The sequence below is a fragment of the Streptomyces hebeiensis genome, from assembly GCF_052983195.1.
In genome coordinates, this window is record NZ_CM129812.1 from 6300059 (window position 1) to 6318792 (window position 18734).

Consider the following 18734-nt stretch of genomic DNA (forward strand, 5'->3'; position numbering starts at 1 on the left):
TTGGACGGCGTTCTCCCGGACGAACAGACCGTGGGGCGCCATGGCCGCGGTACGTGTCCGAGCTCCGGCGCGGACCGCCGCGGCGCGCCGCGATCGTTCACAGCCGGCAGACGGCCGTCCCCCCGCCGCCCGCGGCCCCGGCGAACGTGCCCGCCACACCGCCGGACAAGTCGCCCGGCACACCCTCGGCGACGCCCCGCCCCTCCGCACCGCCGTCCACTGCGACGTACGCCGGCACAACTTCCTCGCGCCGCGAGGCCGCCGCTGACCGCCGACCGGACGAGGCCCTCCTCGGCCGGCCCGTGCGTCACTGCGCTGACTGATCTCACACCCGCCAGACGCCCGAGCCGGGCCGCGGGTTCTCCCCCCGACGTGACCCCCGCCACACCAAGCCCGCGCGGAGGTCCGGTCGAGCGTCACCACCCCGGTTCGGCCTGAGACCTCCACCGGACCCGGGAGGGTTCAGGCGTTCGCCCGGTTCCTCCTGATCTCTCTGATGGTCATCGAGCGACTGCGCTTGATCAACGTGCGCAGGGTGTTCGCGTTCCGGAAGCCGATCTGGCCGGCGACCGCCTCGACGGACCTCGGCCGCCTCGGCGGACCGGCGGCCGAACGCCTCGCACCGCTCCGGGAGCGGCGTACAGCGGCCGCCTGCCGCTTCGCCGCGACGCTCCGCGACGGTGGCACCCCTGACCGCGCCCTCGGAAGCGTCCTGCGCATGCACGCCAGTCGTCTGCTCGGACGGAGGTTCTCCCGAGCATCCCATCCGGACTCGTCGAGAACGCCGCCCACGTCGTCGAGGACGTGGCCGGGCGCCCGCGGTCCCCCCCGATGGTCGATCCGGACCGCCCCCTCGGTTTCCACTCGCCTGCGGACCGTTTCGTGGGACCGGACACCGAGTACGACCAGTCACCCGGGTTCCTGATCGGGGCGGCCGGCGCCGCGCCGGCCCTCTCGGCGGCTACGGTCGGGCCTCCGGTTCCCACATGACTGAGTGGCTCACGAGCGCAGGAAGGCGAGATTGAGTGATGGGGCGCCGGCGACGGAGGAGTTGAGGTCGAACGGGATCCTCTCCCAGCCGTGCTCAAGCGAGTCGGCGGCCTTGATGACGTTGATGTCGATGATCTCGCTGTCTCCCTCTTCGGCCGCCTTGGCGTACGCGAGGTAGAAGGGAACGGCGTGGCCACCGCCCAGTCCCGGGGCGCCCTCGTTGAGATTCAATTGCTCGGACTGGTAGACGCGTGATGGTTCCGCCCAGGCCACGTGGAGGACCAGATTTGTCAGCGCGGCCCCCTCTTCCCGCATGTAGGCGAGATACCTGGGCGCGCCCTTCTCGTTCATGTTCAGGCCGCTTTGAACGAGAGTGTAGCCCGGAGGGACATGGGGGGATTCGGAGATCCAAAGATCGGTGATTCCTTTTTGCGTGTCCGTGGCCATGTGCTCCTCCTTGGTTTCACGAACGGGGCTGCACGGTGAGATGGATGTCTTTGTGCACGTCAGCACGTTCGGGTGAGGTAACCGTGACGGTGAAACTTCCCTGATTGTCCCCGGCATACAGCGTCGTTGCAGCCGCCACACCGTTGCCATCGGTTCGGGACGGGTACGTGGTCGCGCCGGTGCCGAACTCGGAGCCGGTGGATCCATTGATGGTGAAGGTGATGGACAGCATGGGCACATCGTCGTTGTTCTCGGTGATGTGTACGTCGAGCCTGTGCGTGAACGCGTAGTCGACCGGCACTGCCTGATTGTCGGCAAGCGGGTCCATCAGCTCCACCGACACCGTTGAAGAAGACGTCCGCACGGAGAAGTCGCGGGGAGCGGAGGGTGGTGAGTCCAGACCACTTCTGTGGGCGGTGGCGGTGACGGTGTGCGGGCCCGTGGTCCAGTCGGTGGTGGGGGTGTAGGTCCAGGTAGTACCGGTCACGTGTGCCTCGCCCGGCAGTGGGGGATTCCCCTCGTCGGTGAGGGTGACTTTCTCCACCCCGGGATCGGCTGTGCCGGTGACCTGCTGCCGCAGCTCGGTCACCGTCGCACCCTCCAGCGGAGAAGAGATCACCGGAGCGGCCGGCGGTGGTAGGGCCACGTCGAAGGCCACGTAACGTGGTTCCGAATCGACGTGGCCGTAGCCCTCGTCGAAAGGGGCCTTGTACCAAGCGGTGGCGGAGACGGTGTGGGAGCCTCCCGTCCAGTCCTTCGTCGGAACGCACGTCCAGGTGCCGCCGGAGACCGAATAGTCGCCCAGTAGGCTGTCCCCGTCCATGACGGTGACTCCCTCCGTCGAGGAATCGGCCGTGCCGGTGATCGGCTGCCGCGGATCGGTCACCGTCGAATTCTCTCGCGGGGAATCGATCACCGGAGGTGAAGGTGGTGGCCACTTCGGAGAAGGCGGTGTCCACATCTCTTTCATGAGCGGTTTCCCTTGTCCAATAATCCTGCGCGGGGAATGCGGCGGCGTTGGAAGGGCGAGGGGTATGAACTTCCTGAATTGCCAGCAGGTCCCGGCCGTTCTCATAGAGTTGGGGCGCGCGGAGAGAATCGACCACGGCCGCACCCTCGTCGGGTCGGACACCATCGCCGGGCGGCTTGCCCACCACAGCCCGGCAGCGGCGCAGCGCGGCCGGTCTCCTCCCCGGGACAGCGGACCTTGTCGGGCTCGGGCATCCCGATCGGCGAGATGAACCGTCCGCGCGGCGCCGAAGACGCCCAGTTGTGGATCCCGCCGACCGAGCCGGAGGCCGGGGCGCTGTTCACCGGCTGGGGCGGTGAGCCGGCCACCTGCCGCACGTCCGTTCCGGTTTGGAGCGGCTGCTCGCCCGAACTCAACCTGGCCTCCCACGTTTGGCAGGGCTGCGTCGGCGCCCCGCTCGCGATGTTCGGCGCACCCGCGCGAGCCGTCCGCGGGGGACCCGACCCCACCAGGGCGGAGCGGGTAGGGGCAAGGCGACCGACCACGCGCCCGGATCCGAACGGCCCACACTCGCGCGGCGCCGGCATCGCCCTTGCTCCGACCGTCGCCGACACGGCCCCAGTGAACATGTCCGGCGCCCGCAGGCGAAAGACCGGATCCGGCCGACGCGGTTCGCGCCCGGCGTGTCGGAACGCCGTTTCCGTGTCCGGTCCGTGTGTTGTCGTCGTGGATCGCCTCACGCTCGCAACTCGGGCCGACGTACGGCTCGTTCCCCGATATTCGGGGCCTGAGGGGTGGATCGCGCCACTTACGTGGCGGATCGGCCAATCTCGACATCCGCCACCGGGAGGCCGCCGTCCCCGTGTCGGTGACTGTGAACCTCAGCCTGCCGTCGTGCGGATGCCCCAGCAGGAAAGGGCGGCCCTGCGGTCATTACGGAGGAAGGCCGCATTTCCTGGCATCGGCGCGGGGCGATGTGTATGCGGTGAGTACGGGGTTGCACCTTCCGTAGCGGCATGTGGTCCGGTGGACTTACGTCCCGATCCCTTGAGGAAAGGTCCCTGCTCATGCATTCGTCTTTCATGCCACCCCGCCGGGTCAAGATCGGTGACGCGGCGGCCTTCGCCGGCAGTACGCCACGGGCGATTCGCCATTACCACGAGATCGGCCTGCTCCCCGAGCCCGAGCGGGGCGGCGATGGCCGCCGCCGCTACGGGTACGAGGACATGATCCGCCTGCTGTGGATTCGCAAGATGGCCGACGCCGGGATCGCCCTGGGCGACATCCGTGACGCCTTCACCACCGGCATGGCCTCCGCCGGTGCGGACAGCGGAGACGGTATCGCGGGCACCCTGGAGCGGCTGGAGGAAACCCTCGCCGAGCAGGAGGCGGAACTGCGGCGGCAACGGACCGCCGTGCAGCGGATGCGTACGGAAGGCAGCCGGATGGGCCTGCTCTCCGACTTCGTCACCGAACGCCTCAAGAGCCTGCCCGAGGGCTCCCTGCGTCAGGCGGACCTGGACAGTCTGCTGGTCACCGAGCGGATCTTCGGCCCGCTCGGCGCGGCCGTCCAGGCCACCCGCTTTATCGTCCTGGCCACGCATCCCACTCTGCGGGAGGACTCCGACCGCATCGACGACGCCGAGGCGGCACTCGATGACAGCGTCGCCGTCGACGATCCACGGGTTGCTCAAGTGGCCGCCGAGCGGCACGCCTTCGAAAGCGCCCTGCACGCCGTCATCGAGGAGTCCGGCCTGGACAAGGACGACGATGCCCTCTTCGACGCCTGGGACGCTTTGCACCCCGCTGCCGCCGATGACGGCGAGGACGAGGCCGACCTCAGCTCCGGCAGGCGGCAGGCCGACTCCATGAGCGCGTTCGAAGCCACCGGCAAGATGCCCTACGACTTCTCCCCGGCCCGCCTGCGCTGCATGGAACTGGCCGAAGAACTGTCCGCCCAAGACTCACCCGCTACCTGGAACACGCCCTGACCAGCAGGGGCTTCCTCAGCCCTGCCGGCAGAGGCGTCCAGGGGGAGGGCCGGCAGCAGGAGTCCCCGCAGGATCATCGTGAACCCGTGTTCCTCCGGGCCCGGGACATGGGACTGGGCTGGGCCCCGGCACCACGATCAACGGTGCCGGTTGCGGAGCCTCTCCGGCCTCCTGTCGCGAGTGAGCCGCGCTCACATGGTGGCGACAGCCGTCGCGGCGTGTACGGCGGTCAGGAGCGCGGCGCCCGCGATCATCGTCCATTTCCGGGTGACGACCCCGATGACGGCGTCGCCCACCTGGGCCGCGGCGGCCGCGCACAGGATGAGCGAGCCGGCGGGACCTGGCCACGCGAGCGGTGCCACGAGGGCCGCCACCCCCAGTGGCACTCCCCGGGTCGCGTACATCCAGCCGTAGAAGCGTTCCCCGGCGGTCGGCGTACCGCTCTCACTGAGCGCCGCCGGGCGTACACCTCCCACCAGCGCGAAACCGATACTGGCGACCGCGGCGACAGTGTTGGCACCCAGGAGAAGACTCACGAGGCGTACTCGGTCGACGGTTCGGTGCCGTACTTCGTCCAGACCTCAGCGACGGCGTCGTGCGACAACGGCTGCCCGGACTCGACCATCGCCTTGAGGTCGCGGAAGTACCGCACGTACAGGTCCGGAGTGAAGGTGTTGAGCATGACCAGTCGGCGTTCGGCGGTTCAGCCGGTGGCAGGTCTCGTGGGGGTGGCCGCGACTGCCGCCGCGGTCATCTGCCGTGCGGTGGTCGCGAGGCTGGCGATCGCGTCGTCGGGGGTCAGGCCGCAGAGGTCGATCAGCGCGAACAGCGACTCGGCGCTGATCACGAGGGCGAGGCCGCGGACCAGTTGTTCCACGCCCGGAGCGGAGACCACGATGCCGGCAGTCGCGGCCGAGGCAGGGGTCTCCGGACCTCGGCCAGAACTCTTCACGCGATGACGCCGAAGAGGTCGAACAGCACGATGGGTCGGCGGGGGACACGGCGAGGGTTCCTCCAGGTCCGTTGGTGGGCGTCAGGGACGGTGGGGCAGGGCGCGGGCGAGGGAGTTGAGGGATGCCAGGGCGTCGGGGCCGGCGGGGGCGAGGACGACGCTGGTCGCGCCGGCGGCGTGGCGGGCGGTGATCGCCGCGCGGGCCTGGTCGGGTGTGCCGGCGATGCTCAGTTCACGGACCCAGGCGGCGGGCATGGTCCGGGCGAACTCCCGGCCGTCGGAGCAGGCGGCACGGTATGCGCGCAGCTCGGCGGCGAAGGGCAGGGGGTCGAGGTGTGCGGCCCAGTCCGGCTCGCCGATCGCCTCCAGCCCGGCGCGGACGCGGGCGAGGGCGGCTTCCTCGTCGTCGTCGACGGCCGCGGCGTCGTAGGTGACGATCTCCGGTTGCTTCGTGGTGGCGGTGGCGCCGAGGTGGCGCAGGGAGGCGGTGACGTAGGCAGGGGCGGCGGGTTCGGCCAGGAGGAGTCCGTCGGCGACCTCGCCCGCGGCTTCCTGTGACCGGGGGCCGCGGACGCCCAGGACGACCGGCGGGACGTTGTCGGGCGTCTCGGTGAGGACGACGCCTTCACAGCGCACGTAGCGGCCGTTGGCGGGGCCGGGCTCACCGGCGAGGAGCCGGCGCAGCGCGCTTGTGTACTCCTTGATCAGCGTCAGGGGGCTGGCGGGCCAGGAGCCGGCCTGGCGCATCCAGTCGGGCATGCCGTGACCGATGCCGATGATGAGGCGGCCGGGGTGGAACTGGGCGAGGGTGGCCAGCTCCATCGCGGCGAAGCACACGTTGCGGGCACCGGCGGGCAGAATGCCGACGCCGACGGTGAGGTTCGTGGTGGCGGCCAGGACGGTGGCCGCCTGGGCGATGCCGCCGCGCCAGCCGAGGTCCTCCACCACCCAGACTTGCTCGAACCCCAGCTCCTCGGCACGCCGCGCGTACGGCAGCACATCACGGGCGGGAAGATCGCGGGGCAGCATGATTCCGGTACGGCCGCGGCTGGGCTGGGCGTGCTGGGCGTGGGGCTCGGGCATCAAGGGCTCCTTCGGGGGCGGCGGGGGTTCGCCTCCCGGACCTTGGCGGCCCGGGAGGTGGAGGGCTGGTACGGCACGGGGTCAGGTCCGTGCCGTACCAGCGGTCAGTGGCCGCTGGGTGCCATCTCGCTCTCGCGGGCGTGGCCGGATCCGGTGCGCAGGACCCGGGCGCCCACAGCGGTGGTCACACACAGCAGGGTCAGCAGGGCGAAGGCGTGGTTGAGGGCGACGAGGTGGGTCAGCCAGCCGATGACGGCGGGGCCGGCGAGCATGCCGACGTAGCCGAGTCCGGCGACGCGGGAGACGTTGGCGCCGGCGGCGGAGGGGTCGGTGTGCCCGGCCGCGCTGAACAGCTGGGGGACGCAGCCGGACAGGCCCAGGCCGAACAGTGCCCAGCCGGTGAACGCGGCCCACATCCACGGGCCGAGGGCCACGAGTGTGATGCCGACGGCGGCCGTGGCCACGCCGTAGCGCAGGATCGCCATGGAACCGAACCGGGCGACGAAGCGGTCCGCGAGCAGCCGGCCGACGGTCATGGCCGCCGCGAAGGTGCCGTACGCGAAGGCGGCTGTGCCGGCCGGGGCCCCGAGGACGTCCTTCAGGTGCAGGGCGCTCCAGTCGTTGGCGGCGCCCTCGCACAGCATGACCATCAGCGCCAGGACGGCCAGCGGCCAGACACGTCCCGTGGTGCTGCGCTGCTTGCCGGCCGGTGCCGTCCCGGTCTCCGTCGAGGAACCGGAATCGGCGCCGGTGCTGTCGGCGGTGAGAGCGCCGGGCAGCAGGGCACGCGCCGAGGCCAGGGTGATCACGATGCCCGCGGTTCCCATGGCGGCCATGCCCGCGGCCGGGTTCAGGCCGGCGCTCGCAGTGCCCGCTCCGGCGAGCGCGGCCAGGACACCGCCGACGGAGAACGTGGCGTGGAAGCCCGACATGACGGGCCGGCCGTACGCCTTCTCCACGTGCACGGCGTGGGCGTTCATGCTCACGTCCAGGCAGCCGTTGCAGAACCCGAAGACCAGCAGCGCGCCGGCCGGCGTCCACGGATCCCGGGCGAGACCGGGCAGGATCAGGGTCGCGCCGCAGAGTAGGCCGCCGGCGGGGGCCACGATGCGGGAGCCGAGGCGGTCGGTCAGACCACCGGCCACCTGCATCCCGATGAAGGCCCCGAGCCCGAGCAGCACCAGCAGGCCGCCGAGCGTGGCGTGGCTGATGCCCACGCGTTCCTCGATCGCGGGGATGTGCACCACCCAGGTGCACATCAGGGTGCCGCAGAGGACGAAGTAGACATAGGTCGCCACACGGGCGGCTCGAAGCGAACGTTCCACGCCGCTCACCATAACGAACATGTCTCATGTTCGAAAGGCCGGATTGTGAACACATTGCCTGTTTGATTTCGAGTGGTGTTCAATCGCGGTATGAGCAACGCAGACCGGCACGGACTGATTGCGAAGGCCGTCAGGGACTCCGGCGGCGCCACGGTCCAGGAACTCGCCGAGCTGACCGGCGCCTCGGAGATGACCATCCGGCGCGACCTCGACACCCTGGCCGCTCAGGGCGTCCTCGAACGCGTCCGCGGCGGGGCGCGCACCCTGCTGCTCCGAGGCGAGGAACCGCCCTTCGCGCTGCGCGCCCACGAGGCGGTCGACGCCAAACGCCGGATCGCCGCCGAGACCTCCGCACTCATCGCCGACGGCGAGAGCATCCTGCTGGACAGCGGCACCACCTGCCTGGAGATCGCCCGACTCCTGCGCGAGCGGCCCGTCACCGTAATGCCCCTGTCCCTCCAGGCCATCCACCTGTTCGGCGAGACACCCGGACCGGCCACACTGGTCGTGCCCGGCGGACAGCCCCGCGCCGCCGAGGGCGCCCTCACCGGCCCCCTCACCCTCGCCTCCCTGGCAGCCCTGCGCTTCGACACCGCCGTCATCGGCTGCTGCGGACTGAGCGCGGCCGACGGCCTGACCGCCTACGACCTCGACGACGCCACGGTGAAGAAAGCGAGCATCGCCTCCGCCCGCCGCACCATCGTCGCCTCCGACGGCAGCAAACTGGGCCACACCGCCTACGCCTACGTCGGCCCGGCCGCACTCCTGCACACCCTCGTCACCGACACCACCGCACCCGCCGACGAAGTCACCGCACTCGAAAGCGCCGGCACCATCGTCAAGATCATCTGACCAGGGAACACGGTGGCATTCCGCAGGTTCCGACAGCGGGAACCACCAGCAACCCGCACCGGCCGGAGCCACAGCTCTGTGGCCCGGGAACTCGGCCTGGACGGTCGCACGGCACGCGAGTACGCCCGGCCCGCGGCTACGGGCGTGGAGCGACAACGGGCGCCCCGACAACTGCGTCGGTCCTTGAACAGAGGCCGATCACGCCCGTTCGTTGATCAGGCTGCCCCGTCGGGGATCCCCAAGATCCCCGACGGAGTCGAGCTCAGCTGTAGGGCGTGGTGATGAACTCGGCCAGGACCGTGCCGCCGGGGTCGAGTGTGTACAGGCCGCGCCCGCCGAACAGGTGGTTGATCTCGCCTTCGCGAGTCTTGACCGGGTTCGGCCAGTAGGGGACGGAGTTCTTCTCGAGGCGGGCCAGGATCGCGTCGAACTCTTCGTCGGTCACGAGGAACGCGATGTGGCTTTCGTTGATGCGGTCGGCGGGGACCAAGTCGTCGGCGAAGTCGATGCCGACGTTGTTCGATGTGTTGACCTGCGTGAACCGGCCGTAGTCGAAGGGGGCGGGGGCGGCCGTCAGGTCGGCCAGGAACGCAGCGGACTCTCGCCGGTTACGGCAGTGGACGATGAAGTGGTTCAACTCGTTCGGCATCTTGGTTCCTTCAATGTGAGCGGTCCGGCGCCCTGGTCGTGCTGTTCGGGGAGGTGAGTCTGTCCCCGAGGATGTCGGCGAGCAGGTCGACCTGCTTCGGGTCGGTGTCGTTGCCCACGAAGACGAGTTCGTCGAGTCCGGCTGCTTCGTGCACAGTGACGGTTGCGCGGATCATGTCGGCGGTGATGGCCGCTGAGTCGATGACGGTCCGGACGTAGTCGGGGCCGGCGAAGGCGTAGTAGTCGTTGACGGCGCGGGCGAGGGATCGGTGTGCGTGGCCGCCGAGGGCGAACATCGCCGTGGCCCTGGTGCGCGGACGTCCTTGCCTGCCGGCCTCCTTCCAGCGGCTGTTGAGGCGGGTGGCGAATGTGATGAACGCGTCGATGTCCCCGCCGGTTCCGGCGATCCATCCGGTGCCGTGGGACGCGATACGCCGCAGCGTCGCCTGCGATGCGCCGCCGAACCACAGCGGCGGCCCTCCGGGGGTGACCGGGGCCGGACCCACCTCCTCTTCCCGCCAGATGGCGGTGACGCGTTCCACCAGTGTGTCCAGGGCACGCCCTCGAGTACTGAATTCCAGGTGGCTCGCCCGGTAGTCGTCCTCGCGGGCTCCGGGAGCGAGACCGAGATGCAGCCGTCCGGCGCCCGCGATCCGGTCCAAGGTCGCCGCGGCCTTGGCGAACAACGCGGGGTTGGTGTGCAGCGGGGCCAGCAGCACGCTGGTGACCAACCGGATGCGTTCGGTGGCCCCGGCTGCCGCGGCCAGTGTGATCAGGGGTTCCGGAGTGGACCAGGCCAGGCGGTCGCTGGCGATCAGCGAGGCGAATCCCCGCTCCTCGGCCCGCCGCGCCCACGTCACCAACGTACGTTCCTCAACTCCGGTGACATGACCCGGCAGCCCTACGCCTATCTCCATGTGCCGTGTCTCTTCCTCGATAACGGACCGGGTGGCGCGTGTCCTTCCACCGCTGCCGGCCGTGCTTCGTCGACAGCGGCGGGAGGCGTCGCCCGCCCGGCCTCATGACGTGCGTCGGGGTATTGTCAGTTTTCGGTGGCTCAGCTCTTGAGCGTGCCGCCGTACTCCTCCGGGACGAGGTCGGCCTGCTCGGCGCCACTCCTGATCAGATCGAGGATCGTGTCGGCGGCGCCCTCGGGCGACTGGGGTACCAAGCCGCTGGAGCCCTCCATTTGCAGCGCGCCTGCGACGTCGCCGCGGACCGTCCTGACGAACTCGGTCTCGGTGACCGATGGGAACATCATCGACACGGCGATGTTGTCGTCGGCGAGCTCGACGCGGGCGACCGCCGAGAGCTTGGCGAGGGCGGCCTTGGAGGCGGAGTATGCGCCGGATCCGGGCAGCGACGACCAGATGATCCCGGAGCCCACGTTCACGATGGCCCCGGCTCCCTGCTCGCGCATCTGCGGAAGGACGGCCTGCGTCGCGGTCAGGGGTGCGACAACGTTGAGTTCGAGGACGGCCCGGAAGTCCTCGGGGTCGATGGCGTCGACGGTCGCCTGCAGCCCCTGGCCTGCGTTGTTCACCAGGACGTCGATCCGCCCGAACTTCTCGATCGCGGCTTCTACGGCCGCCGCGACCTGGGCCTGGTCGGTCACATCGCATGGCACGGCCAGGGCCACGGACTCGCCGAGTTCCTTGGCGAGCTGTCGGATGCGTTCCTCGCGGCGAGCGAGGAGCACCACGCGCGCACCGGCGCGGGAGGCGGCGCGTGCGGTGGCGCCTCCGATGCCTGACGACGCTCCGGTCACGAGTACTACGGCTCCGCTGATGTCCATGGGGGATTCCTCATCCATGAGTCGGTGGATTGCCCGAGCGCGCCACGGCCTTCGAGGCGCGGGGGCGTCCGCCATTCAATGCTATCGATTGATAGCTGTCAATTGATAGCTGTCGAGTAATAGGAAGGTATCCTCGTGGCATGAGCGACGTCAAAGCCGCCAGTCTCCACGAGCTGGCCGACCTGGTCTTCGCCGTGGGGCGGCAGCTTCGGCCCCCGGCGGACCCCGCCTTCGAGCCGTGCACGCCGATCGAGATCAACGTCATGCGGTTCATCCACCGCCACCCCGGCACGTCCGCGCGAGCCGCGTCGGAGGCGACCTTGCTGCCGTCGAGCAACTTCAGCCGGGTACTGCGTGGCCTGGAGACGAGGGGGCTCGTGGATCGCGTCGTGGACGACCGCAACGCCCGAGGCGTGCGCCTGTACCCCACCGACAAGGCCCACCAGAATCAACAGATCCTCCGCGACAACTGGGACCGGACCCTCCGGGGCATCATCGACGACCCCGCCACCATCGAGATCGTCAATGCCACGCTCCGGCGTATCGAGGAAGAACTCATAGCCCGGCGCAGCACAACGGACCCCGATGGCGCTCAATCCGACTAGTGCCGCGACCGGCAAGGTTTGCCCGTCAAGGAGCGGCGTCCGGTGCGTGTGATCGCAAGGCGGTCAGAAGTCCATGTAGCGGAGCTACCTGGGCTTTTGGCCAACGCGGCGAGCGCGCGTGCCGGGCGTCGCGACGGGGCAAACGTTGCCGGGAGGGGCACTAACCTCGGGCCTTCGCGAGGTCTCCCGGCTGGTCGACACGCCCGCCCGCGGTGGGAAGGGCGCGCTGACAGTTGGGGCGGGGCTCTTCCCTCCGGGTGGGCGGAAATCCTCTTGGGGAGCCCTCTCGCCCGTGCTGAAATCCGCGAATGGATACTTCAGACGTACTCGCCCTCTTCGACCGTCAGATGCGGCGGGACACTCTCGCCGACGCGCTCGGCGCCCGGATCGAGCGGGTCGGCACGGTGGTGCGGCAGGTCGGTGCCAAGGGCGGCTGGAGCGCGGTCGTCTGGTCCGGCCTGGACCAGGCCACGGCGCGGTCGGCGATCGCCGAGCAGGTGCAGTACTTCACCGAGCTGGGCCGCGAGTTCGAGTGGAAGCACTACTCGCACGACCAGCCGGAGAATCTCGGCGAGCTGCTGCTGGCGGCCGGGTTCGAGGCTGAGCCCGACGAGACCCTGATGATCGCCCGGATCGCGGACTTGCCCGATGGCGGCGGCCTGCCCGAGGGTGTCCGGCTGCACCCGGTGACCACCCCGGCCGACGTGGAGCTCATGCTGTCCGCGCACGAGGGAGCGTTCGAGACGACTGCGGACTGGCTGCGGCCGAGCCTGCTCGACATGCTGGTCGAGAGCCCGGGGACAGTCAGTATGGTCGTCGCGATGGCCGACGACATGCCGGTCTGCGGGGCGCGGGTGGAACTACACCCGGGCACCGAGTTCGCCAGCCTCTGGGGCGGCGGCACCGTACCCGCCTGGCGCGGCCGGGGTGTCTACCGGGCGCTGGTTGCACACCGCGCCAAGATCGCCGCCAAGCACGGCCACCGCTACCTGCAGGTGGACGCCTCCGACGAGAGCCGCCCGATCCTGCGGCGGCTCGGCTTTGCCGCTCTGAGCACCACGACCCCGTACGTGTACAAGCCGTAGCCGACACCCCTTTGTTCGAGGGTCGGTGAGGTCAGCGAAGTCCTTCATCGTGTCTCCGTGCTCGATCGGTCGGCGGCGTCCGCCGGGGTGCGGGGCTGGGGCACCATGAGCTCCGGGTCGAGCCGCTTCTCCATGTCCAGCCGGCACGTGCCGTACGGGTTGACGTTCGATCAGAACAGCGCGGTCAGGCCGCGCCGGTCCTCGGGCGTGACCTTCTTGGGCCATGTCGACGTGGACGAGCGCGGCCTGGAGCAGGTGCGGCGCGAGCACCGACGTGTCGGATCCGTTTGAAGACGACCTTAGATGGCGGCCCCGGCTTCGAGGTCGAAGGGGACACCCGTGAGCTGTTCGCTCGCCGCCCACAGCCGCCTGCCCTCCGCGGGGTCGTCGGCGCCTGTGGGGAGCTTGGCGGGCTTGGGGGTGCCGGAGGTCTGGTCCCGTCCGGCGGGGCCGATGAACCGGCCCGACTGGACGTATGGGCTGGTCGCCGCGTACAGGGAGGGCCAGGCGGCGCCCTCGGCCGAGCCCATGAGCAGGCGTGCGGCGATCGGGGTGACCATGCGGCTCAGAGCGCCGGTGCCGTGCTGCTGCAGACCGGTCATCGCCGACCCTGGGTGGACGACGAGGGCCTCGACAGAGCTGCTTGCGGTGCGGCGCGCGAGTTCGAGGGTGTAGACGATGTTGGCGCGCTTGGACTTGGCGTAGGCGCCCATGGCGCGGTAGCTCTTTTCGCTCATCAGGTCGTCCAGCCTGCCCATCGGCCACCGCGCCGCGATGGCGCTGACGGTGACCACGCGCGGTGCGGACGAGCGGCGCACGGCGGGCCAGACTTGGGCGTCGAAGGCGAAGTGGCCGAGGTGATTGGTGCCGACCGTCATCTCGAGGCCGTCGTGAGTGGTCCGTCGCTCGGGCAGGTTCATCACGCCGGCGTTGTTGAAGAGCAGGTCAACCGTCTCGGTCTCGGCGATGCGGGTGGCCGCGTCGCGGACGGAGGAGAGGTCGGAGAGGTCGAGCACGAGGGTGTCCGTCCGGGCCTCGGGGGTCGCGGCGCGCACAGCCTCCGCGGCCTGGTCCAGCTTGGTCCGGCTGCGGCCGGCCAGGATGACGCGGGCCCCGCGCCGGGCGAGCGCGCGGGCGGTCTCGACTCCGATCCCGCCATTCCCGCCGGTGATCAGCGCGGTGCGGCCGGTCAGATCGGGGATGTCGTCGGGGGTCCAGTCGTTCACCGTTGTCACGTTCACCGTTGTCACGCTCCTCGGATTCGTTGATTTTGTGCGCGGTCATGCGGCGCTCGGCAGGGTCGTAATACCGAGCTGGAAGAGCATGCCGAGGGTGTCCTCGGCGAAGGCGGCGTCGGCGAGGACCTGGATGATGTCCAGGCGCATGCCGCTGAAGGCGCCGACGACACTGGGCCGCCGTGAACTTCTTGCATGCGTCGGTGCCGCGGTGTTCTCCCAGGCTGCCGCCGCGCCCGATCATGTCGTCCGCTTGAGAGCTGGTCGACAACGTCGAGACAGTCCTCGTTGACGACTTCGTGGATGAAGGGCGTCGGTCCTGGTGCGCCGCCCAAGACCTGCCTCCTTTTTTTCAGACCGGTGGTCTGCTCGACTGCGACGCCAACGTAGAAGACCACCGGTCTGATGTCAAAAGACCGGCAGTCTGTAACCTGGGGGCATGACGAACTTCCAGCGCGCGCGCAGTGAGGAGCAGCGCGAGATACGGCGCAAGGCCATCCTCGACACCACCGCCGCCATGCTCGAGGAGATGCCCATCGGCGAGATCAGCCTGAACGAGCTGAGCCGCCGCGTCGGGCTGGCGAAGTCCAATGTGCTGCGCTATTTCGAATCGCGTGAGGCGATCCTGCTGGAGTTGCTCGACCGTGCCTGGCGGCAGTGGGTGGCCGACTTGCCCGCGCCTCTGCAGGCCGGCGTCGACCAGGACGCTCCGGTGAGCCGGCGTGCGGAACAGTTCGCCGCCGTCATCGCGGGCTCCCTCGCCCCACGCCGGGTCCTGTGTGACCTGCTGAGCGCGCAGGCGGGCGTACTGGAACACAACGTTTCCCCGCAGGTGGCCGCCCGCCATAAGCGCGCGGCCGTGGCCAACGTCGCCGACATCGCGGCGTTGGCCCACCAGTACCTTCCTGAGCTGGGCAACAGCGCACCGCAGTTGACCGCAGCCGTGATCATGGCCGTCGGCGCCGTGTGGACACACGCGCGGCCCTCCCCGGCGATGCTCGCCGCCTACGAAGCCGACCCCTCACTCACCGCGTTCAAGCTGGACTTCGTGACTGCCCTGCGGGAGATGCTGGCCACGCTCACCGCGGGCACCATCGCCCGCGCCTCCGCCTGAGCCCGGCCAGGCAGTAGCTGTGGGCCGGCCGCGGTGGCCGGCGCGCGGTGGCGCGTCGCGACCAGGTACGACAAGACCGCCACCTCCTACGAAGCGGCGGTCTCTGCCGGCCTCCAGATGTCAGACATTCGATGTTAGGGTCACCTTATGAAAGATCTCCGAGCGCCGCGCCGTGTCGCGAGCTTGTCGGCGCAACTGGTGGACACCCTCCGTGAACAGATCACATCCGGCGCATGGCCGGTGGGAATGCGGGTCCCGCCCGAACATGAGCTGGTCAAGCAGCTCGGCGTCGGGCGCACGACGGTCCGGGAAGCGATCGGTGCGCTGGTGCATCTGGGCCTTCTGGAGGCTCGCCAGGGCGACGGGACGTACGTCCGGACATCGAGCGAAATGCACTCGGTACTGATGAGACGTGCCCACACGTCGAGGCGGAGCGACGTACTGGAACTGCGTGCAGTCCTGGAGGAGTACGCCTCGGGCCAGGCCGCGTTGAGACGTACCGAGAATGACCTGCTTCACCTTAGGCGTCTCCTCGGCGAGGCCGAGGAGACCGCGGATTCACAGGAGATGGCCGCCATCGCGGAGGCCGACACCCGCTTCCACCAGGCCGTAGTGAGTGCCAGTGGGAACACCTTGCTCACCGAGGTGTACGACGTCCTCCGCGTCGCGGTCGCCGAGCAGATCGGCGGCACACTCTGGCCCAGCGAGACAGCCTCAGAACACACCCTTCTGCACAGGCGTCTCGTGGAGGCGATCGCTGCCCAAGACGAGCTCGGCGCACGCTACTGCGCCACCGAAATCGTGAAGCTCACCGAGACCGGAACGGAACAGCGGCAGTGACCACTTCGAGGAACTCCCCCGTCGGCCTCACCGCGGTTGTACAGGGCGATCCGGCCCCGACCGTGAAGCCGATTCCTACGCCCGCCCTTTCAGCCGGCCTCTTGATCGCTGTTCTTCTGGTGGCGGCCAACCTGCGCGCGACCCTGACGGGTGTGGGCACACTGCTGCCGGCCATCGAGCAGGACACCGGGTTGTCCGCGTCAGCGGGTGGCGTGCTGAGTACGCTGCCGCTGCTTGTCTTCGCTGCGACTTCGCCCTTCGTCGGACGGGCCTCACACCGCTTCGGTACCACCCGACTCCTGGTGGCCTCTCTCGCAGTGCTGTCAGCGGGCACCGTTGTCCGGTCCCTTCCTTCGATTGCCTGCCTGTTCGCCGGAACCGTGATCCTCTCGGGGGCGATCGCGGTGGGCAATGTCCTCTTGCCCACGGTAATTCGTACCCATGTGCCCGGCTCGAAGGTTCATACCGTCAGTGCCCTCTATGTCACCGTTATGGGATTGGTCGCCGCCTTGTCGTCCGGCATCTCCGTCCCCCTTGCCGGCGCCCTCCCCGGCACCTGGCATTCGGCTCTGGCCTGGGGAGTGGTCGTCGCCCTCGCCGCTCTCGCGGTGTGGCTGCCTCGACTGCGCGGGGCCCGGGCGGAGGGCGGCGCTCAGTCTGACGGAACACACGCTCCGACCCCGTGGCGATCCTGGCTGGCATGGCAGGTGTCCTTCTTCATGGGCCTGCAATCCCTTGCCTTCTACACCGCCGTCGCTTGGCTGCCCAGCATCCTCAGCAAGCAGGGCATGAGCACTACAACTGCTGGTTGGATGCTGTTCTACTACCAGCTCGTCGCACTGATCACGAGCATGTTGCTGCCTTTGATCACTCGAGGCCGTCACGACCAGCGCTTCGTTGCTGCTGCGGGATCACTGCTCGTCGCTGGGGGCTTCGCGATCCTCCTCCTTCTTCCATCCCTGGCAGTCGCGGCGTGCACTCTTCTCGGGTTGGGTGCCGGTGTCTGCCTCGTGCTCGCCCTGAGCTTCCAGAGCCATCGCGCCAGTGGCCCCAGCGAGACCACCGCCCTGGCCGGGATGGCTCAGTCCATCGGCTACCTCGTCGCAGCGGCCGGGCCCCTTCTTCTCGGCATCCTCCACGACACCACGAACAGCTGGACTGGTGCTCTCATCCTCCTCATCGCGTTGAGCCTGGTCATGGCCGCGGCCGGTTACGGTGCTGGACGCGACCGCCACGTTCACGTGTCGACGGTCGCCAGGCATCATCGGCGTCAGTAACCACGCTGGTGACCGCGCTCCACACCTCTGCTCAGAAGCCGGGTTTCGGACAGCCCACGCAGCACCGGTGCCATGCACCATCCACTACCTGTTGAGGAACTCGCCAGCTCCTGCCTGATCACGCTGCGGGTGTTCGACCAGCTGCATAGCTGGTCACCGCCGCTGATCCCGACCCGGTGGACTACTCCACCGGGTCGGGATCAGCGGCGCATCCGATCTGGACGTGCTGACACCAGGCATCGCGGCAATGCCGTTCGGCTGACATGCCGGGAGTCCGAGAAGGGCGCGGTCTGGCTGTACATGTCGCGCACGTGAGGTTCCCCGCGAGGGCCGAAACGCGCGAGCGGGCCAGGCAGTTGGCCGACGGGAAAGAGACCCGCCACGGGACTCACCTACTGCGGTCCGTAGATCACCACGGTGTTGCCCCATGGGTCCCGGGCTACGGACCGAATCTCATGCGGACCGTGCTCGAGCAGAGGGTCGCACCACAGCGCTGCGGGTCCACCACGACTGTCGATCCGGGCCTGATGTGGTTCACGCAACGCTCTCCCCGAGGTGGAGGAAGCCGCCTCGATACCACGTCACCGGCCTGCCATCACCTGTCCGGGCGTCGTGTACTCGGCCGATGAGGATTACGTGGTCTCCTCCGGGTACTGCTTCCTCCAGCTCGCAGCGGATGACCGCGGCGGCATCGGGCAGTATCGGATGACCATTTTCGTCGGGTTCGAAGCTCCCGTGTGCGAACTTGTCCTCGCCCTTCGTGGCGAACTTCATCGCCAACTTCGCATGTCCGGGCGTCACGATGTTCACCACGAACTGCTCAGCCGCGACGAAGGCAGGGAAGCAGTCCGCCCCTTGGTCCAGACAAACGAGAATGAGTGGCGGGTCAAGCGACAAGGCCGCGAAGGAACTCGCGGTGAATCCGTGCGGCGTGCCGCCGGCGCCTCGGGTCGTCACGATCGTTACGCCTGAGGGGAACTGAGCCAGTGCCGAGCGGAAGGCGGCCACGTCCAGACCCTGGACTTGATTAGCCATTCGACACCTCCCGGGCAGTGTGCGCGGCGACCGAAGTCGCTCCCAGGGCGACGTGCTGCTCGGAACTGCCGAAGGCATCGAAGCCCACTCGCTCCGCCAGCGGCACCTCCTCGATCAGCTCCCGATAGCGGCGCTCAAGCGTGAGCCCGACCGGGGTGTCCCCCTCAGCCATGAGGATGAAGTCCATGACGACCCTCTCATCGAATGTTAATCCTCGATAACATATAAGGTGGTTCGATCCGGGTCAAGAAGCCGCCGACGAGCCAAATTGTGTTAGGCGTCTGTAACAACGAGCGGGTAGGCCGGGAAGGAGTAATCACACGTGGGCGAGTCGCGGGCGTCCGGGCTCGTCGAGATCGCGGACGCCTCGGGAGCGGCATGCCTATGCGCTCCTGCCGCTATGCGCCACGGAGCGGCACGGTGCTGCCAAGCCGCGGTGACTGGAGTCCTACTAGCTAGTAGTGCTTGGTCATGTGCGGTCTGGGATGGC

21 protein-coding genes are annotated in these 18734 nt (G+C 69.0%); 8 read left to right on the forward strand and 13 right to left on the reverse strand.

Annotated elements, in window-relative coordinates:
- Positions 1-999: 999 nt before the first annotated feature.
- Complete coding sequence (locus ACU6P3_RS27005; protein ID WP_447194488.1) at positions 1000-1341, reverse strand: hypothetical protein; 342 nt, start codon at positions 1339-1341, stop codon at positions 1000-1002.
- A gap of 112 nt (positions 1342-1453) precedes the next feature.
- Entirely contained in the window at positions 1454-2323 is an 870-nt protein-coding gene (locus tag ACU6P3_RS27010) for a hypothetical protein (protein ID WP_447194489.1), read from the reverse strand.
- A 1151-nt stretch (positions 2324-3474) separates the two neighbouring features.
- Between ACU6P3_RS27010 and ACU6P3_RS27015 the strand changes: the two genes are divergently transcribed.
- A complete protein-coding gene (locus tag ACU6P3_RS27015) occupies positions 3475-4398 on the forward strand; it encodes a MerR family transcriptional regulator (RefSeq protein WP_447194490.1) in 924 nt (307 codons plus the stop codon).
- Positions 4399-4589: 191 nt separating this feature from the next.
- Here ACU6P3_RS27015 and ACU6P3_RS27020 read toward each other — a convergent pair whose 3' ends face one another.
- From ACU6P3_RS27020 to ACU6P3_RS27040, 5 genes are all read right to left on the reverse strand, one after another.
- On the reverse strand, positions 4590-4934 hold the full coding sequence (locus ACU6P3_RS27020) for a hypothetical protein (RefSeq protein WP_447194491.1): 345 nt from the start codon (positions 4932-4934) through the stop codon (positions 4590-4592).
- On the reverse strand, positions 4931-5080 hold the full coding sequence (locus tag ACU6P3_RS27025; protein ID WP_447194492.1) for a hypothetical protein: 150 nt from the start codon (positions 5078-5080) through the stop codon (positions 4931-4933). The genes ACU6P3_RS27020 and ACU6P3_RS27025 overlap by 4 nt, the downstream gene beginning before the upstream one ends.
- A gap of 21 nt (positions 5081-5101) precedes the next feature.
- The gene (locus ACU6P3_RS27030) at positions 5102-5275 is read right to left on the reverse strand and encodes a hypothetical protein (RefSeq protein WP_447194493.1); all 174 of its coding nucleotides are present in this window, start codon (positions 5273-5275) and stop codon (positions 5102-5104) included.
- A gap of 156 nt (positions 5276-5431) precedes the next feature.
- A complete protein-coding gene (locus tag ACU6P3_RS27035; RefSeq protein WP_447194494.1) occupies positions 5432-6433 on the reverse strand; it encodes an LLM class flavin-dependent oxidoreductase in 1002 nt (333 codons plus the stop codon).
- 104 nt (positions 6434-6537) lie between these two features.
- Entirely contained in the window at positions 6538-7770 is a 1233-nt protein-coding gene (locus ACU6P3_RS27040) for an MFS transporter (RefSeq protein WP_447198083.1), read from the reverse strand.
- 78 nt (positions 7771-7848) lie between these two features.
- On the opposite strand from ACU6P3_RS27040, the gene ACU6P3_RS27045 reads away from it, so the two are divergent.
- Positions 7849-8610: a DeoR/GlpR family DNA-binding transcription regulator gene (locus ACU6P3_RS27045; protein ID WP_447194495.1), complete on the forward strand. Its 762-nt coding sequence runs from the start codon at positions 7849-7851 to the stop codon at positions 8608-8610.
- 262 nt (positions 8611-8872) lie between these two features.
- On the opposite strand, the gene ACU6P3_RS27050 is transcribed toward ACU6P3_RS27045, so the two are convergent.
- The 3 genes from ACU6P3_RS27050 to ACU6P3_RS27060 all read right to left on the reverse strand — a co-directional run bounded on the left by ACU6P3_RS27050 (position 8873) and on the right by ACU6P3_RS27060 (position 11053).
- Positions 8873-9259, reverse strand: a complete 387-nt coding sequence (locus ACU6P3_RS27050; RefSeq protein ID WP_447194496.1) for a VOC family protein — start codon at positions 9257-9259, stop codon at positions 8873-8875.
- Between the two features lie 10 nt (positions 9260-9269).
- Positions 9270-10175 carry an LLM class flavin-dependent oxidoreductase gene (locus ACU6P3_RS27055; RefSeq protein ID WP_447194497.1) on the reverse strand — a complete coding sequence of 302 codons (906 nt, stop codon included), beginning with the start codon at positions 10173-10175 and terminating at the stop codon, positions 9270-9272.
- Between the two features lie 140 nt (positions 10176-10315).
- Positions 10316-11053, reverse strand: a complete 738-nt coding sequence (locus ACU6P3_RS27060; protein ID WP_447194498.1) for an SDR family oxidoreductase — start codon at positions 11051-11053, stop codon at positions 10316-10318.
- Between the two features lie 140 nt (positions 11054-11193).
- Here ACU6P3_RS27060 and ACU6P3_RS27065 point away from each other — a divergent pair, with 140 nt between their 5' ends.
- The 3 genes from ACU6P3_RS27065 to ACU6P3_RS27075 all read left to right on the forward strand — a co-directional run bounded on the left by ACU6P3_RS27065 (position 11194) and on the right by ACU6P3_RS27075 (position 13034).
- Entirely contained in the window at positions 11194-11658 is a 465-nt protein-coding gene (locus tag ACU6P3_RS27065) for a MarR family winged helix-turn-helix transcriptional regulator (RefSeq protein WP_447194499.1), read from the forward strand.
- Between the two features lie 308 nt (positions 11659-11966).
- Positions 11967-12743 carry a GNAT family N-acetyltransferase gene (locus ACU6P3_RS27070; RefSeq protein WP_447194500.1) on the forward strand — a complete coding sequence of 259 codons (777 nt, stop codon included), beginning with the start codon at positions 11967-11969 and terminating at the stop codon, positions 12741-12743.
- Between the two features lie 57 nt (positions 12744-12800).
- On the forward strand, positions 12801-13034 hold the full coding sequence (locus ACU6P3_RS27075) for a hypothetical protein (RefSeq protein WP_447194501.1): 234 nt from the start codon (positions 12801-12803) through the stop codon (positions 13032-13034).
- Between the two features lie 8 nt (positions 13035-13042).
- On the opposite strand, the gene ACU6P3_RS27080 is transcribed toward ACU6P3_RS27075, so the two are convergent.
- Positions 13043-13984, reverse strand: a complete 942-nt coding sequence (locus tag ACU6P3_RS27080; protein WP_447194502.1) for an oxidoreductase — start codon at positions 13982-13984, stop codon at positions 13043-13045.
- A gap of 433 nt (positions 13985-14417) precedes the next feature.
- Between ACU6P3_RS27080 and ACU6P3_RS27085 the strand changes: the two genes are divergently transcribed.
- From ACU6P3_RS27085 to ACU6P3_RS27095, 3 genes are all read left to right on the forward strand, one after another.
- On the forward strand, positions 14418-15092 hold the full coding sequence (locus tag ACU6P3_RS27085) for a TetR/AcrR family transcriptional regulator (protein WP_447194503.1): 675 nt from the start codon (positions 14418-14420) through the stop codon (positions 15090-15092).
- A 147-nt stretch (positions 15093-15239) separates the two neighbouring features.
- Positions 15240-15932, forward strand: coding sequence for a FadR/GntR family transcriptional regulator (locus tag ACU6P3_RS27090; RefSeq protein WP_447194504.1), 693 nt, complete (start codon positions 15240-15242; stop codon positions 15930-15932).
- Entirely contained in the window at positions 15929-17209 is a 1281-nt protein-coding gene (locus ACU6P3_RS27095) for a CynX/NimT family MFS transporter (RefSeq protein ID WP_447194505.1), read from the forward strand. Before ACU6P3_RS27090 ends, ACU6P3_RS27095 begins: the two co-directional genes overlap by 4 nt.
- Positions 17210-17743: 534 nt before the next feature.
- Here ACU6P3_RS27095 and ACU6P3_RS27100 read toward each other — a convergent pair.
- The gene (locus ACU6P3_RS27100; protein WP_447194506.1) at positions 17744-18244 is read right to left on the reverse strand and encodes a flavin reductase family protein; all 501 of its coding nucleotides are present in this window, start codon (positions 18242-18244) and stop codon (positions 17744-17746) included.
- A complete protein-coding gene (locus ACU6P3_RS27105) occupies positions 18237-18431 on the reverse strand; it encodes a hypothetical protein (RefSeq protein WP_447194507.1) in 195 nt (64 codons plus the stop codon). Before ACU6P3_RS27105 ends, ACU6P3_RS27100 begins: the two co-directional genes overlap by 8 nt.
- Positions 18432-18734 lie beyond the last annotated feature (303 nt).

What these genes read in the sequence shown, in the direction of transcription:
- ACU6P3_RS27005 (WP_447194488.1), bottom strand. Translation starts at nt 1,341, where the DNA reads ATGAACGAGAAGGGCGCGCCCAGGTATCTCGCCTACATGCGGGAAGAG.
- ACU6P3_RS27015 (WP_447194490.1), top strand. Translation starts at nt 3,475, where the DNA reads ATGCATTCGTCTTTCATGCCACCCCGCCGGGTCAAGATCGGTGACGCG.
- ACU6P3_RS27025 (WP_447194492.1), bottom strand. Translation starts at nt 5,080, where the DNA reads ATGCTCAACACCTTCACTCCGGACCTGTACGTGCGGTACTTCCGCGAC.
- ACU6P3_RS27035 (WP_447194494.1), bottom strand. Translation starts at nt 6,433, where the DNA reads ATGCCCGAGCCCCACGCCCAGCACGCCCAGCCCAGCCGCGGCCGTACC.
- ACU6P3_RS27040 (WP_447198083.1), bottom strand. Translation starts at nt 7,770, where the DNA reads ATGGTGAGCGGCGTGGAACGTTCGCTTCGAGCCGCCCGTGTGGCGACC.
- ACU6P3_RS27045 (WP_447194495.1), top strand. Translation starts at nt 7,849, where the DNA reads ATGAGCAACGCAGACCGGCACGGACTGATTGCGAAGGCCGTCAGGGAC.
- ACU6P3_RS27050 (WP_447194496.1), bottom strand. Translation starts at nt 9,259, where the DNA reads ATGCCGAACGAGTTGAACCACTTCATCGTCCACTGCCGTAACCGGCGA.
- ACU6P3_RS27055 (WP_447194497.1), bottom strand. Translation starts at nt 10,175, where the DNA reads ATGGAGATAGGCGTAGGGCTGCCGGGTCATGTCACCGGAGTTGAGGAA.
- ACU6P3_RS27060 (WP_447194498.1), bottom strand. Translation starts at nt 11,053, where the DNA reads ATGGACATCAGCGGAGCCGTAGTACTCGTGACCGGAGCGTCGTCAGGC.
- ACU6P3_RS27065 (WP_447194499.1), top strand. Translation starts at nt 11,194, where the DNA reads ATGAGCGACGTCAAAGCCGCCAGTCTCCACGAGCTGGCCGACCTGGTC.
- ACU6P3_RS27070 (WP_447194500.1), top strand. Translation starts at nt 11,967, where the DNA reads ATGGATACTTCAGACGTACTCGCCCTCTTCGACCGTCAGATGCGGCGG.
- ACU6P3_RS27085 (WP_447194503.1), top strand. Translation starts at nt 14,418, where the DNA reads ATGACGAACTTCCAGCGCGCGCGCAGTGAGGAGCAGCGCGAGATACGG.
- ACU6P3_RS27090 (WP_447194504.1), top strand. Translation starts at nt 15,240, where the DNA reads ATGAAAGATCTCCGAGCGCCGCGCCGTGTCGCGAGCTTGTCGGCGCAA.
- ACU6P3_RS27100 (WP_447194506.1), bottom strand. Translation starts at nt 18,244, where the DNA reads ATGGCTAATCAAGTCCAGGGTCTGGACGTGGCCGCCTTCCGCTCGGCA.
- ACU6P3_RS27105 (WP_447194507.1), bottom strand. Translation starts at nt 18,431, where the DNA reads ATGGACTTCATCCTCATGGCTGAGGGGGACACCCCGGTCGGGCTCACG.